This is a genomic window from Arthrobacter sp. zg.Y820, assembly GCF_030125555.1.
In the GTDB taxonomy this organism is placed as follows: Bacteria; Actinomycetota; Actinomycetes; order Actinomycetales; family Micrococcaceae; genus Arthrobacter_B.
On record NZ_JASKLX010000006.1, the window covers coordinates 340,665 to 354,788 of the forward strand.

The 14,124-nt window shown below is 65.0% G+C and carries 11 protein-coding genes; 6 read left to right on the plus strand and 5 right to left on the minus strand.

The window, feature by feature from the left end:
* Positions 1–9: 9 nt before the first annotated feature.
* Genes glsA through gad form a run of 3 tightly spaced genes read right to left on the minus strand, consistent with a single transcriptional unit; the run spans position 10 to position 4,112 of the window.
* Positions 10–960, minus strand: coding sequence for a glutaminase A (gene glsA, locus QNN99_RS06800; RefSeq protein WP_229965677.1), 951 nt, complete (start codon positions 958–960; stop codon positions 10–12).
* On the minus strand, positions 957–2,693 hold the full coding sequence (gene gadC / locus QNN99_RS06805) for a glutamine/gamma-aminobutyrate antiporter GadC (RefSeq protein ID WP_229965678.1): 1,737 nt from the start codon (positions 2,691–2,693) through the stop codon (positions 957–959). The genes glsA and gadC overlap by 4 nt, the downstream gene beginning before the upstream one ends.
* A gap of 18 nt (positions 2,694–2,711) precedes the next feature.
* Positions 2,712–4,112 (minus strand): glutamate decarboxylase, encoded by a 1,401-nt coding sequence (gene gad, locus QNN99_RS06810; RefSeq protein WP_442860492.1) that lies wholly within the window; start codon positions 4,110–4,112, stop codon positions 2,712–2,714.
* 366 nt (positions 4,113–4,478) lie between these two features.
* On the opposite strand from gad, the gene QNN99_RS06815 reads away from it, so the two are divergent.
* The 4 genes from QNN99_RS06815 to QNN99_RS06830 all read left to right on the plus strand — a co-directional run bounded on the left by QNN99_RS06815 (position 4,479) and on the right by QNN99_RS06830 (position 8,726).
* Positions 4,479–4,889 carry an Hsp20/alpha crystallin family protein gene (locus QNN99_RS06815; protein ID WP_229965680.1) on the plus strand — a complete coding sequence of 137 codons (411 nt, stop codon included), beginning with the start codon at positions 4,479–4,481 and terminating at the stop codon, positions 4,887–4,889.
* Between the two features lie 36 nt (positions 4,890–4,925).
* Positions 4,926–6,956 (plus strand): MFS transporter, encoded by a 2,031-nt coding sequence (locus tag QNN99_RS06820; protein ID WP_229965681.1) that lies wholly within the window; start codon positions 4,926–4,928, stop codon positions 6,954–6,956.
* A 307-nt stretch (positions 6,957–7,263) separates the two neighbouring features.
* The gene (locus QNN99_RS06825) at positions 7,264–8,487 is read left to right on the plus strand and encodes an inorganic phosphate transporter (protein WP_284015811.1); all 1,224 of its coding nucleotides are present in this window, start codon (positions 7,264–7,266) and stop codon (positions 8,485–8,487) included.
* The gene (locus tag QNN99_RS06830; protein WP_231712535.1) at positions 8,484–8,726 is read left to right on the plus strand and encodes a hypothetical protein; all 243 of its coding nucleotides are present in this window, start codon (positions 8,484–8,486) and stop codon (positions 8,724–8,726) included. Before QNN99_RS06825 ends, QNN99_RS06830 begins: the two co-directional genes overlap by 4 nt.
* A 156-nt stretch (positions 8,727–8,882) precedes the next feature.
* Here QNN99_RS06830 and QNN99_RS06835 read toward each other — a convergent pair whose 3' ends face one another.
* Positions 8,883–9,962 (minus strand): alkene reductase, encoded by a 1,080-nt coding sequence (locus QNN99_RS06835; RefSeq protein ID WP_269439162.1) that lies wholly within the window; start codon positions 9,960–9,962, stop codon positions 8,883–8,885.
* A gap of 211 nt (positions 9,963–10,173) precedes the next feature.
* On the opposite strand from QNN99_RS06835, the gene QNN99_RS06840 reads away from it, so the two are divergent.
* Positions 10,174–10,719, plus strand: coding sequence for a dihydrofolate reductase family protein (locus QNN99_RS06840; protein ID WP_229965683.1), 546 nt, complete (start codon positions 10,174–10,176; stop codon positions 10,717–10,719).
* A 93-nt stretch (positions 10,720–10,812) separates the two neighbouring features.
* Here the strand turns inward: QNN99_RS06840 and QNN99_RS06845 are convergent, their stop codons facing one another.
* Positions 10,813–11,301, minus strand: coding sequence for a hotdog fold thioesterase (locus tag QNN99_RS06845; RefSeq protein ID WP_229965684.1), 489 nt, complete (start codon positions 11,299–11,301; stop codon positions 10,813–10,815).
* 166 nt (positions 11,302–11,467) lie between these two features.
* Between QNN99_RS06845 and polA the strand changes: the two genes are divergently transcribed.
* Positions 11,468–14,101: a DNA polymerase I gene (gene polA, locus QNN99_RS06850; protein WP_229965796.1), complete on the plus strand. Its 2,634-nt coding sequence runs from the start codon at positions 11,468–11,470 to the stop codon at positions 14,099–14,101.
* Positions 14,102–14,124: the final 23 nt, after the last annotated feature.

Below are 14,124 nucleotides of genomic sequence, written 5' to 3' on the forward strand. Positions count from 1 at the left end.
CGAAACACGCTATGGCGCAAAATCCGTCGCGTTGTAAATGTTCAGCTTCAGCGCCGCCGCCACTGAGGCCACCGCTTTCTGCGCCCGGACGCTGTTGCCCGCCGGGTCCAGCGGCGGAGAGAAGGCCGCGATGGCGAGGGTGCCGGGCATGATCGCCAGGACGCCGCCGCCCACGCCGCTCTTGCCCGGCAGTCCTACCCGATAGGCCCAGTCTCCCGAAGAGGTGTACAGGCCCTCCATGGTCATTTCCGCCAGGATCGGCGGAACCAGGGACGGGTCGAACACCTGCTTCCCCGTGACCGGGTTGCGTCCGCGGGCGGCTACCGTCGCGCCCATGACGGCCAGGTCCCTGGTGGTCACCAAGGTGGAGCACTGCCGGGTGTAGACCTCACACGCTTCCATTGGATCCGAGTACATGGAACCGCTCGAGTAGAGCAGCCACGCGATCGCCCGGTTGTGGAAATTGGTGGACTGCTCGGAGTCGTTGACGGCGTCGCTGAGCAGGATGTCCCGGCCGGCAAAGGCACTTTGCATGGCCAGGATCTTCTGCCACCGCTCATCTGCGGAGGCCGCCGGGATGAGCGACACTGTGGACATGGCACCGGCGTTAACCAGCGGCGAGAGCGGTTTGCCTCCATGCAGGGCTAACGCAATAACGGAGTTGAACGGTTCACCGGTGGGATCCGCCCCCACCTTGTCATGGAACTCGGGCAGCCCGGTGTGCTCCATGGCCAGAGCCATGGAGCACACCTTGGAAATCGATTCCAGGGCAAACTCGAATCCGGCGTCCCCCGCCTCGAACACGTCGCCGTCCGCCGTTGCCACGCACACGCCGAACAGCGAGGGATCCACCGAGGCCAGGTACGGAATGTAACTGGCGTTGGCACCGCCGGTGTCGCCGGCGTGGTCCGCATGGGCCGTCCGGACGGCGGACGCGATGGCTGACTTTTCCGGCATCATGGTGCTCCGCTCCCTCCAAGGGCGGGTCCCGGCCGGGGCCGAAGGTTTGGTTTGTCTCCGGCGGCGGCTCCCGGCCGCGGCTCGGTCTCTCCCGCGGGGGCACCGGTCTCCGGAATGGCGCCGGAGGCCAGCGCCTGCTCCGTCAGGACCGAAGTCGCCACCGAGGACTGGGTTTGGACGCCGGGGTGACTGTGCTCCAGCTGCCAGGTAAACGGCACAAAGGTGCTGTTCGGATCCCGCCAATGCGGCTTGCGCACGGCGTAGATCACCAGCGGCAGAATGAAGAACAGGGCCGCTCCGCCCGCCAGGATGCCCACGTACAGGACGGGCGACCCGACGGAAATCTGGTCCGGGGGAATGAAGCTGAAGACAAACGCCATCAGCGAACCGAGGAAACCAAGGCCGCCCACCACCCACATGCCCGCTTCACCGCCGGGTACCCGGTAGGGCCGGGGCCGGTTGGGCTGGGTGTACCGCAGGTACATGGCGGCGCCGAACATCAGCATGTACATGATCAGGTACAGGATGACGGTGAGCTGGCTCAGGATCTGGTAGGCGGCCTGCACTGACGGCAGCACCACGTAGACCAGTCCCAGAGCCGTGACCACAAAGGCCTGGAAGAGCATGATGTGCGTTCCCATGCCGTGCTTGTTGGTGCGCTGCCAGAACCGGGGCAGATAGCCTGCCTTGGCCACGGCCAGCAGACCGCTGGACGGACCGGCCACCCAGGTCACCACGCCGGCGAGGACCCCGATCAGCAGCATGGCCGCAATAATCGGGCCAGCCCAGCCGATGCCCGCCCACTCGAACATGTCGTTGTAGGACGTCAGCAGGGACTGGGTGAGGTTGATGTCCGCCTGCGGCACCACAAAGGCAATGGCCAGGGTGCCCAGGACAAAGATCACCACCGTTCCCAGGGCAGCGATCAGCACTGCGATGGGATAATCGCGGGTCGGATTCTTTACTTCCTTGACGTGGATGGCGTTCATTTCCATGCCGGCGTAAAACAGGAAGATGCTCGCGGCCAGCACCACGTTGGAGAAGTTGGAGAAGTCCGGAACGAGTTCGCCCCAGCCCATCTGGATCTGCGGGGTGTTGCCGGCGAAGTAGTAGGAGAACCCCAGCACGATCAGGACGGCGGCCGGAATGATGGTGCCGATGATGCCGCCCCACTGGGCAACCTTGGAAAATGCGGCGGCGCCCCGGAAGGCAATGAAGGTGGCCAGCCAGTAGACCACCAGCACCACTGCCAGGACAAAGGCCTTGTTGCCCGAGAGCTGGGCGTCCAGGTTTTGGTCGGTCCCGGTGTACGCCAGAGACACCGCCCCGAAGGTAAGGACCGTCGGGAACCAGATGCTGACCTCGATGAAGAGCATGAACATGGCAACGAAGGCCCAGCGCGGGCCGAACGCTTCACCCACCCAACGGAACACGCCGCCCTGCTCCGGCCAGCCGGTGGCCAGCTCCGCGGCAACGAGGGACACGGGAATCAAGAAAACCACGGCGGCCAGCACGTAATAGAAAATGGAACTGAGTCCGTACTCGGCCTCGGCCGGCAGGCCGCGGAGGCTCACCACGGCCACGATGTTCATGACGGCCAGGGCCCCGATGGTGATCTTGGCGGTCTGCTTCGCTTTGGCGTTCGAGGATCGACCTGGTGGAGTTGCTGAACCGTTTGCTGCGGAAGAACCAGATGCTGCGGAAGAACCGTTTGATGCTGTGGAATCACTCATCCCACTCACCTCCTCGGATTAGTGGTGGAAGCCGGGATGTGAGGCTTCCTGCGGCATTGGCGCCTCAAGCCGGTCGAGGTATTCGGTTTCCGTCCTGATGTCCTCCAGAAGGCTGTGGGCAAGATCCATGCTGAGGCCATTGCGGACCACGATCCGCTCCACCGTCAGGTGTTCCAGATTGGCGGGCATGGGGTAGGCGGGCACCAGCCAGCCCTTGGCACGCAGCCGGTCGGCCAAGTCGTACAGGGTCCATTTGTCGGTGTGGCCCTCCTTGAGCTGCCACGCGAAGACCGGAATGTCGGAGCCGTCATTCCAAAGATTGAAGGCTCCGATGTCGTTAATGCCCGAGGACAGGTACAGCGCCACGTTCTGGCTTGCCTGCTGGACCTGCGCGTAGCCTTCCCGGCCAAGCCGGAGGAACAGGTAAAACTGCAGGACAACCTGCGCACCGGGACGCGAAAAGTTCAACGCGAAGGTGGGCATGTCGCCGCCAAGGTAGCTCACGTAGAAAATCAGGTCCTCCGGCAGCCATTGGCGCTCGCGCCACACCACCCACCCCAGTCCGGGATACACCAGCCCGTATTTGTGCCCGGACGTGCTGATCGAGTGCACCCGGTCTATCGAAAAGTCCCACTCCAGCTCCGGCTGGATGAACGGAGCGATCATCCCGCCCGAGGCGGCGTCAACATGGATGTTGATGTCCAATCCGGTGGAGGCCTGGATCTCGTCGAGCTTCGCGGCGATCTGTTTCACCGGCTCGTACATGCCGGTGTAGGTGACGCCCATGATGGCCACCACGCCGATCGTGTTTTCGTCCACGTAGTTCTCCAACTCGAACCCGTCCAAGCACTTGTGCTCTTCACTGATGGGAACGAGCCGCACTTCGACGTCGAAATAGTTGCAGAACTTCTCCCAGCAGACCTGGACCGCCGAGCTCATGACCAGATTGGGTTTGTCCGTCGGTTTGCCGTCAGCCTTGCGGGCGTTCTGCCAGAGCCGTTTCAGCGCCAGGCCGCCGAGCATGCAGGCCTCCGACGAGCCGACCGTCGACGTGCCGATCGTTCCCTCGGGATCCGGAGCGTGCCACAGGTCCGCGAGGATCTTCCAGCAGTTTTGCTCGATCTGGGCGGTCTGCGGGTACTCGTCCTTGTCGATCATGTTCTTGTCGTACGTCTCGGCGTACAGCCTGTTGGCGTGGTCGTCCATCCAGGTGGTGACGAAGGTTGCCAGGTTCAGGCGGGCATTTCCATCCAGCATTGTTTCGTCGTGGACAATTTGATACGCCGTTTCCGGGATCATCGATCCGGCGGCAAGCTTGGTCTTGGGTGCGTCGGTTTCCTCGCCCGGTCGGGCGAAAAGCGGATTCACACTCAGGGAATCGGTGTTGGAGAAGTTACTGTCTGGATGCTGCGGCATGATTTTGACCTTTCATCGGCGGTGTCAAAAACCGACACCGGGCCGTTGGAAACGGGGGTCAGGGAGTCCCTCATGTGGCTGCGCGCACCCAAAACTATACGGGCGGCAAAACTGCGTTACTAGGCTCCGGGCGCCATACCGGGCTCAGGGACAAAAACCATGCCGGTTCCGGCAGCGCGGGCCGCCGGAGCGCCCCCAACCGTTGAGGCCGGGACGGTCTCCGCGTACTGTGTGAACGATCAACTGAGCGTGACCGAGAAACACAGCGTGACCGAGAAACACAGCGTGACCCACAAATGTGAGCCCCAAAGCCCGGCACCGCAGTGCCGCTGAGCACCTGAGCCGGGCCAATCCGCGAGGAGATACCCCATGGCTGGACTTGCGCGGCGTGACCGGTTCGAACTGCCCGAACCCGTCCGCAAATTCTTTGAAGGTGATTGGGATGTGCCGGCGTTCCCGGTGGAGGAGTACCGGGACGCAGGGTTCATGGTGGTGAAGGCCGAGCTGCCCAACATTGACCCTGATAAGGACCTGGACGTGTCAGTGAGCGACGGCATCCTCCGCATCAAGGGTGAGCGGCGCGAGGGCACCGAACACAAGGACAAGAACGGCTACCGCAGCGAGTTCCGCTACGGCTCCTTTACCCGCGACATTCCGCTGCCGGCGGGATCCAGCCAGGACAACGTCACAGCTTCCTACAACGACGGCGTCCTTGAAGTCCGGGTACCGGTGCCCGAGGTGGGGTCCTCCTCCACGAAGGTGCCGATCTCCCGGCGCTGACGGCCGAAGACCGATGGTCGAGGATTGAGGGCACGGATGACTGAGGCCGGCCCCATGACTGAGGGCACCGGCTCCGGCGCTGTGCGCCGCCGCCAATATCCGGACTGGGTGGTCATAGCCACCCTGGCGAGCGGCGGCGTCGTCGTTTCCCTGGAGAAAACCGCCGTGGTTCCGCTGCTGCCGGAGTATCCGCGGATCTTCGGCGCCAGCAGCGACGATGTCTCCTGGATGGTGACGATCACCCTGCTGAGCGCTGCTGTGGCCACCCCGATCGTCTCGCGGCTGGCGGACATGTTCGGGAAGCGGCGGATGCTGCTGATCGCCATGGTGATGATGGTGGCGGGTTCGTTTGCCGCGTCGATTGGCGGAACCTTCTTCTGGGCCCTGGTGGGCCGCGGACTGCAGGGCTTTGCCGGAGCGGTGATCCCGGTGGGCATCAGCATCCTGCGCGACGCGCTGCCGCAGCGAAAAATTGCCGGGGCAGTCTCGCTGATGAGCGCCAGCTTCGGCATAGGCAGCGCACTGGGGCTGCCCATGGCCGGACTGATCTATGAACGCCTGGGCTGGCGGGCCACCTTCTGGGGCGTCGGCGTTATCGGTGCCGCGCTGATCGCCGCCATCGTTGTGGTCGTCCCGGAATCCCGGGTGCGCGCGCCCGGCCGCTTCGACTATGAGGGTGCCCTGGTGCTCTCCGGAGCAATGACGGCGCTGCTGCTGGCAATCAGCAAGGGCGGGGTCTGGGGTTGGGGGAGTTATCCCATCCTGGGACTTTTCGCTGCTGCCGCCGTGCTCCTGGCAGTCTGGTTTCCCCTGGAACTGCGCAAGGGGGACCCGCTGGTGGACCTGCGCACCTCGGCCCTGCCACCCGTGCTGCTGACCAACGTCGCCGCCGTCCTGGTCGGCTTCTCGATGTATGCCAACATGCTCGTCACCACCCAGCAGCTCCAGCTGTCCCGGGAGACCGGGTTCGGCTTCGGGCTGAGCGTACTGGTCGCCGGGCTGACGATGATCCCCGCGGGCCTGGCCATGGTGGCGGCAGCGCCGGTGTCCGCCCGCCTCACCAATACCTTCGGCGCGAAAGTAACGCTGGTGGCCGGCTGCGCCGTGATGGCCGCCGGGTACCTGTCCCGGGTGCTGCTGGTGCACTCGGTCACGGGCATCATTCTTGGCGCGGTCATAGTTTCAGTGGGAACGGCAATGGCGATGGCGGCCATGCCGACCATCATCATGAGCAATGTGCCGCTCACCGACACTGCCGCGGCGAACGGGGTAAACACCCTGCTCCGCTCCGTCGGTACCTCGACCTGCAGCGCCGCCGTTGCCTCCATCCTGGCGTCCCTCACCATCCAGGTGGGGGGAGCGGTCTTCCCCGGCCTGGATGCCTTCCGCACCATCTTTGTCCTGGCCGGCTTTGCGGCCCTGGCAGCCACCGGCGTTTCCTGCCTCATTCCCCGCTCCAGGCGCAGGGAAGCAACGCATCCGCGGCTGCATGCGGCGCCAGGCGAGCCCCGGCCCGCCCCTGCGGACAGGAAGGGCGAGATCATGATCACCGGAACCATGCTCGCCGACGACGGCCGCACGCCCGTCCCGGGGGGCCTGGTCACGGTTCTGGACAGGGGCGGAGTGCCGGTGGACTGGGACCGGGGCGACGACGGCGGACGCTACGCCGTCGTACTCCCCGGAGACGGCCGCTACGTGCTGGTGGCAACGCAGCAGCAATGGCGCCCGGTTTCGGAGGCCGTCACGTTTTCCGGTGCACCCGGCAGCCATGACATCCGCTTTCCCGGGCGGCTTATGCTGACGGGACAGGTGCGGCACGGCCGGCGAGCGGTTGCCGGCGCCCTGGTGATCCTGGTCCAGCCCGCCGGGGAAAACCACGGTGCGGCGCGGTCGGATCGCCAGGGCAGATATGAGCTTCCGCTGCCCCGCCCCGGGACCTACATCCTCACGGTCGTGGAGCCCGACGGCGTCACCACCCACACCCGCCGCGTCATCCTGCCCGCCCCCAACACCGTGATAGACGTGGAACTCGGCGGCAAGCCGCCCCCCACGGGCCTGCGCATCTGAGGATCTGCCCCTCCGGGGATCAACGCATCAGCGGATCGACCGAGACCAAGCGCACACTCCTGCCTTTGGTGCCTGAATGGTTCAGCACATAGGATCAATCTGGCGCGAAATGGGTGCGCTTTCCGGCGGTTGATCCCCGGATCCCTCATCCCGCTGGTTTGGCGCTCCCTTTGTACAACTGTTCAACATTTCCGATGAACCGGAAGCACACTTGCTGCGCTGCCGTCTGCCGGCTTGAAGCCGCGGAGGCAGCTGCCCTGTGCGGACGGAACTCCTTTTTCCTTTTGTCTTTTAGTTAGGGTACGTGGTGGATCTCACCCTCATGGTGGCGCTGGTGATCGCGCTCGCATTATTCTTCGACTTCACCAACGGCTTTCACGACACAGCCAACGCAATGGCAACCCCCATTGCCACAGGTGCGATCAAGCCGAAGACGGCTGTTGCTCTGGCAGCAGTCCTGAACCTGGTGGGCGCTTTCCTGTCCACCGAAGTCGCAAAGACCATTTCCGGCGGAATCATCCGGGAGGGCGAAGGCGGCATCCAGATCACGCCGGTGATGATCTTCGCCGGCCTGCTCGGTGCCGTTATCTGGAACCTGATTACCTGGCTTCTCGGGCTGCCCAGCAGCTCCTCGCACGCACTGTTCGGCGGCCTGATCGGAGCCGCCATTGTCGGCGCCGGTTTCGGTTCCGTGGACTACTCGGTGCTGATGTCCAAGGTCATCCTGCCGGCCTTCATTGCGCCGGCCATCGCGCTGACCGTGGCATTGCTGGCGACCAAGCTGGCGTATGCCATCACCCGGCGGCACGATGCGGACTCCGGCGACAAGCTGCCCCGCAAGCGCGGCGGGTTCCGTTACGCGCAGATCTTCTCATCCTCCCTGGTGGCGCTGGCTCACGGCACCAACGATGCGCAGAAGACCATGGGCGTCATCACCCTGGTGCTGATCTCCGGCGGCTTCCAGACCGTGGGCTCCGGGCCGGTGTTCTGGGTTGTTGCAGCCTGCGCCGTCGCGATCGCTGCCGGCACGTACGCCGGCGGCTGGCGCATCATCCGGACCATGGGCACCGGCCTGACGGACGTCAAGCCGGCCCAGGGATTCGCGGCCGAGACCAGTACGGCCGCAGCCATCCTGACCTCGACGCACCTCGGCATGGCCCTGTCGACAACGCAGGTTGCCTCGGGTTCGGTAATCGGTTCCGGTTTGGGCCGCAAGGGCGCTGAGGTCCGCTGGAGCACGGCACGCCGGATCGCCGGCGGCTGGTTCCTGACCCTTCCCGCTGCGGGCATCATGGGCGCCGCGGCGGCCCTGCTCGCCAGCACCGGGCCGGTCGGCGTGGCCATTGACGGAGTCCTCGGCCTGGCGGTCATGCTCTTCATCTACTACCGGTCCCGCCAGAACCGGGTCGGTCACGACAACGCCGTGAGCGACATCGACAATGCCGGCGGCGCCGTCCGCATCAACAAGCGCAAGGCCCGGTCCCAGGGCATTGCATCTGCCCGCACCAAGGTCAAGGAAACGTCAAAATGAGCATCAACTGGGTTGCTTACCTCATCGTCGCCGGCATTACGCTGCTGGCCACGCTCGTCGTCGTCGGGCTGTATTCCACCGGCGTCCGGCTCTACGCGGTTGCCTCCGACCGCAACCCGGGTCCGGAAGCCACCGACCGGCTGATGCTGGTCAAAGTCGGCGCCTACGCCTGCTTCACGGTGTGCGCAGCAGCGGTGCTGTTCGGCATCTACCTGATTGTGCCCGCGCTCCACGGTTGAATCTCGCTCCACAGTTGAATCTGCAGAGCTGAATCCAGTCCTGCCCATCCCGCAGGACATCCAAAAGCCCGGCGACAAGCGGCCAGTAACGGCCGCCGTCGTCGGGCTTTTGCGTGCCTGTCGCCGGCCCGGAATGCCGGCGGCAAGCGGCGCGTGCTACGAAGCTTCGGCGTACTCCGCGTAGTCCGTGTAGCCGGCGGCACCGTGCGAGTAGAAGGTGGAAGGATCCGGGGTGTTCAGCGGCAGGTCTTCCTCCCAGCGGCGCACCAGGTCCGGATTGGCAATTACGGGGCGGCCGACGACGACGCCGTCGCCCAGGTTGTCTTCCATGATCGAAAGGGCTTCCTCACGCGTGGTGATGACACCGAAGCCCGAGTTCAGCAGCACCGGGCCGCCGAACTGGCTGCGCAGCTCCTGCACAAGGATGTCTGACGGGTCCCGGTGCAGGATGCTGAGGAACGCCGGCTTCAGCGGTGCGATTCCGGCCAGGAGGGCGGTGTATGTCGCCAGAACGTCGGCCGGATTGGTTTCCAGTACGCCCTGGATGTTGTTCTCCGGGGAGATGCGGATGCCGGTCCGGTCAGCGCCGATGGCGTCGGCCACTGCGCGGTACGCCTCGATCACGAAGCGCGCCCGGTTCTCGGGTGAGCCGCCGTAACCATCGGTGCGCTGGTTGGAGTCCGGGGAGAGGAACTCGTGCAGCAGGTAACCGTTGGCACTGTGCAGTTCAACGCCGTCGAACCCTGCCGTGATCGCCGCACGGGACGCGGCGACGAATTCGGCGATGATGTCCGGCAGTTCAGCCGTGGTGAGCGCGTGCGGGACCGGGTAGGCCTGCTTGCCCTCGTAGGTGTGGGTCAGGCCGTCGATCGCAATGGCGCTGGGGGCCACGACCCTGCGGCCGCCGTTGATGCCCTGATGGGTCACCCGGCCGGCATGCATCACCTGGGCGACGATTCGGCCGCCGGCAGCGTGGACCGCGTCGGTGACGTTCTTCCAGCCGGCGATCTGCTCTTCAGTGACCAGCCCGGGCTGCCAAGTGAATCCCTGTCCTTCGTAGGACGTGTAGGTGCCCTCGCTGACGATCAGGCCCATCGAGGCGCGCTGGCTGTAGTGTTCCGCCATCAGCGCGGTCGGGACGCCGTGGCGGCCGCTCCGTGTCCGGGTCAGCGGTGCCATGATCAGGCGGTTGGGCAGTTCAAGGCAGCCAACAGTGAGCGGGGAAAAGAGGTTCAAGGAGGAAGTTCTTTCTGTAGAGCGCGTCCGGTGCGTTCCTGCCGGCACCGGACGCAGGCGTTCATGCATCCACTTGGCCCAACCGGGTGAACGTCCTGAGTATTCCGCAGGCGCTGGGAGGGCGGGGGCGCCGGGGCGGATCTTGGGCATTACCGGGTGCCGGGTGGGACTGCCGGTGTTTTTCCCGCACTGCCGGGCTAGCATGAGCGGCATGGTCAGGACTGTCTACTATGTTGCAGCGTCGATGGACGGTTATATTGCCGACGCGGACAACTCGCAGGAATGGCACCGTGACTTCTCCGGTGCCGAAGGCCAGGACACGCACTTTCGGGAATTCCTCGACCGTGTTGGGGCGCTGGTGATGGGTGCTGGCACCTATGGTTCCTTCCAAGCAGCCGGTCCTGAATCGTGGGCGTTCGGCCGCACTCCGACATGGGTCTTCACCCACCACGAATTTCCCGGTATTGCCGGTGCCGACATTACCTTTGTGCGCGGCGACGTCGCCGAATTCCACCCGGATATTGTTGACGACGCCGGTGACAGGGACATCTGGGTGGTCGGCGGAGGGAATCTTGCCGGCCAACTCATGGATCAGGGGCTGGTGGACGAAATGGTCCTCACCGTGATTCCTGTCGCCCTGGGCAGCGGGCGGCCGCTGATGCCGGTAACGAAAGCCACGGAACCGGCGGCTCTTGTGGCATCCCATGCCCTGGGGCAGGGCCTGATGCAGCTGCACTATGACTTCGGCCGGCGGTGACTTGGGATGCCGGGGGACTTGGGCTGGCGGTGACTTCACCCTCAGCTGTAGAACGCTGGAGCCTCAGCCGCAGTCAGCCGCCCCGGCAGGAAGTCAGCGGACGTCGCGGATCATGTTGGTCATCCGGGCCGTGCTCAGCCGGCGTCCCTGCTCATCGGTCATGACAATCTCATGCGTCACCAGGGTCTGCCCGCGGTGGATGGCCGTGGCAGTTCCCGTCACTGTGCCGGAGGCAATGGAACGATGGTGGGTCGCGCCGATCTCAATTCCGAGGGCCTGCCGGGACGGTCCGGCATGGATGGCGGCACCAAAGGAGCCCAGCGTTTCGGCCAGCACCAGATGGGCTCCGCCGTGAAGGATGCCGGCTACCTGCTCGTTGCCCTCCACCGGCATCGTCGCCACAATGCGTTCCGCGGACATTTCGGTGAAACGGATGCCCAGCTTCACCACCAAGCGGCCGACGCCGTGGGAGCTCAGCCAGCTGTGCATCTCCGGCGGGATCCCCGCAGCATTCAATTCGTCGGTGTAGTCCGCAGTGGTCTCGGACTGGGCGCCGTTGCCCGGCGTGAAATTGTCGCTCATGCCAACTAGGCTTACATCTGTGAGTGAATCTACCAAACTGGCCGATATTCAAGCAGAAATCCCTGCCGAAACCGTACTCGAGGGGGCCGTGGAGCCGGCGCCCGAAGGTCTCGGAACCGCTACGGCGGGAGGACACAACCGGCTGCTGGTCATCGACGGCCATTCAATGGCGTTCCGCGCCTTCTACGCCCTTCCGGCCGAAAACTTCTCCACGGACACCGGCCAGCACACCAACGCCGTGTACGGATTCACCTCCATGCTGATCAACCTCATCAAGGAGGAGAAGCCAACCCATCTAGCGGTTGCCTTCGACCTTGACACCCCCACTTTCCGGTCCGAGGAGTACACGGAGTACAAGGGAGGGCGCAACAAGACCCCCGAGGAATTCCACGGGCAGATCGACCTCATCATCAAGGTGATGGAAGCCATGCGCATCCCCACGCTCTCCCTGGACGGTTACGAGGCCGACGACATCCTGGCGACGCTGGCCGAGAAGGCCTCAGCCCGGAACTGGGACGTCATGATCGTCTCCGGAGACCGGGACGCCTTCCAGCTTGTTGATGACCGGGTCACCGTCTTCTACCCCAAGAAGGGTGTCTCCGACCTGCCGCGCATGGACGCAGCGGCGGTCGAAGCGAAATACCTCGTGCCGCCGGACAAGTATTCGGACCTGGCCGCCCTGGTCGGAGAAACAGCCGACAACCTTCCCGGCGTCCCGGGCGTCGGACCCAAGACCGCCGCCAAGTGGATCAAGCAGTACGGCGGCCTCGAGGGCATCCTGGAGAACCTGGACAGCATCAAGGGCAAGGTCGGCGACTCGCTGCGCGCCAACATCGAGGACGTCAAGCGCAACCGCCGCCTGAACCGCCTGCTGCGGGACCTGGACCTGCCGGTGGACCTGGACGCCATGTCAGCGCGCCGTCCGGACCGCGAAGCCATCGAGGAACTCTTCGACGCCCTGCAGTTCAACGCGCTCCGCAAACGGCTGTTCGATGTTTACGGCGAGGAGGAGACGGCCTCCACCGGCAACGAGCTGACGCCGCCGGAACATGTCGTCATCACCGAGGCGGCAGCGCTGAAGGACTGGATCGCCTCCACCAACCAGGCCAAGACCGCCGTGCAGCTGGTCACCGAGGGCGCAGCGGCGGGGCGCGACGTCGTCGGGCTGGCCCTGGTGACCAACACCGTTGCCGCGTATGTGCCGCTGACCGAGATCGACGCCGAAACGGAGCAGGTGCTCGCCGGGTGGCTGGCGGACCTGGATGCCCCGAAGGTGGTGCATGACTTCAAGGAGGCGTACAAGGCGCTCGCCGCACGCGGCCTGCACCTGGCCGGCGAGGTGGACGACACCGCTGTGTCGGGCTACCTGATCCAGCCGGACCGGCGCAGCTACGACCTCCCGGACCTGAGCCAGCACCACCTGCGGATGTCGCTGGCACCCGCAGCCGCAGCCAGCAACCAGCTGCAGCTCCAGCTCGAGGAAGAAGACGTTGCCTCGCCCGCGGTGCTGGAGGCCTTCGCCGCCCTGCAGCTCAGCGACCACTTTGCCGGGCAGCTGGTCGAGCGAGGCGCCAACCAGCTCCTGGGCGGCCTCGAGCTGCCGCTGTCCGAGGTCCTGGCCGAAATGGAACTGGCCGGCATCGCGGTGGACACCAACAAGCTGGACCGGCTGCTTGACGACTTCAGCACCACCATCGCCAATGCCAGCAGCGAAGCCTTCAGCATCATCGGCAAGGAAATCAACCTCGGCTCGCCCAAGCAGCTGCAGGTGGTCCTCTTTGACGAACTGGGCCTGCCCAAGACCAAGAAAATCAAGACCGGCTACTCCACCGACGCAGACGCGCTCGCAGACCTGATCGTCAAGACCGGGGGACATCCCTTCCTCGCCCACCTGATGGCCTACCGTGACGCCACCAAGCTGCGGCAGACCGTGGAGGGCCTGCGCAAAGCAGTGTCCGACGACGGCCGCGTGCACACCACCTACGTCCAGACGGCCGCGGCCACCGGCCGGTTGTCCTCCACGAACCCCAACCTGCAGAACATCCCGATCCGTTCCGAAGAGGGCCGGCGCATCCGGGAAGTGTTCACCGTGGGCGAGGGCTACGAAACCCTGCTGACGGCCGACTACTCCCAGGTGGAAATGCGCATCATGGCGCACCTCTCCGGCGACGAAGGCCTCATCTCCGCGTTCCGGGCGGGCGAGGACCTGCACCGGTTCGTCGGCGCGCACATCTTCGGTGTTCCGCCAGAGGACGTCACCAGTGCCATGCGGTCCAAGGTCAAGGCCATGTCCTACGGCCTGGTCTATGGCCTGAGCTCCTTCGGCCTGTCCAAGCAGCTGGCCATTCCGGTGGACGAGGCCCGCACCCTGATGCGCGACTACTTCGACCGGTTCGGTGCGGTGCGCGACTACCTGCGCGGCGTCGTCGAGCAGGCCCGCAAGGACGGTTTCACCTCCACCATCGAAGGCCGCCGCCGCTACCTGCCGGACCTCTCCAGCGACAACCGGCAGCTGCGCGAAATGGCCGAGCGCGCGGCCCTGAACGCTCCGATCCAGGGTTCCGCCGCCGACATCATCAAAAAGGCGATGCTGGGCGTGGACGCCGAGCTGAAGGCGCAGGGCCTGAAATCCCGCATGCTGCTGCAGGTCCATGATGAACTGGTGCTCGAAGTCGCCTCCGGGGAACAGGACGCGGTGGAAAAGCTGGTGCGCGAACAGATGGCCTCCGCCGCTGACCTGTCGGTTCCCCTGGACGTCTCGGTCGGCATCGGCGTCAGCTGGCACGAGGCCGGCCACTAAGCGAGTATTCAGCCGCGCGAAAC

What these genes read in the sequence shown, in the direction of transcription:
- gadC (WP_229965678.1), bottom strand. Translation starts at nt 2,693, where the DNA reads ATGAGTGATTCCACAGCATCAAACGGTTCTTCCGCAGCATCTGGTTCT.
- QNN99_RS06815 (WP_229965680.1), top strand. Translation starts at nt 4,479, where the DNA reads ATGGCTGGACTTGCGCGGCGTGACCGGTTCGAACTGCCCGAACCCGTC.
- polA (WP_229965796.1), top strand. Translation starts at nt 11,468, where the DNA reads ATGGCGTTCCGCGCCTTCTACGCCCTTCCGGCCGAAAACTTCTCCACG.
- QNN99_RS06840 (WP_229965683.1), top strand. Translation starts at nt 10,174, where the DNA reads ATGGTCAGGACTGTCTACTATGTTGCAGCGTCGATGGACGGTTATATT.
- glsA (WP_229965677.1), bottom strand. Translation starts at nt 960, where the DNA reads ATGATGCCGGAAAAGTCAGCCATCGCGTCCGCCGTCCGGACGGCCCAT.
- QNN99_RS06820 (WP_229965681.1), top strand. Translation starts at nt 4,926, where the DNA reads ATGACTGAGGCCGGCCCCATGACTGAGGGCACCGGCTCCGGCGCTGTG.
- QNN99_RS06830 (WP_231712535.1), top strand. Translation starts at nt 8,484, where the DNA reads ATGAGCATCAACTGGGTTGCTTACCTCATCGTCGCCGGCATTACGCTG.
- QNN99_RS06845 (WP_229965684.1), bottom strand. Translation starts at nt 11,301, where the DNA reads ATGAGCGACAATTTCACGCCGGGCAACGGCGCCCAGTCCGAGACCACT.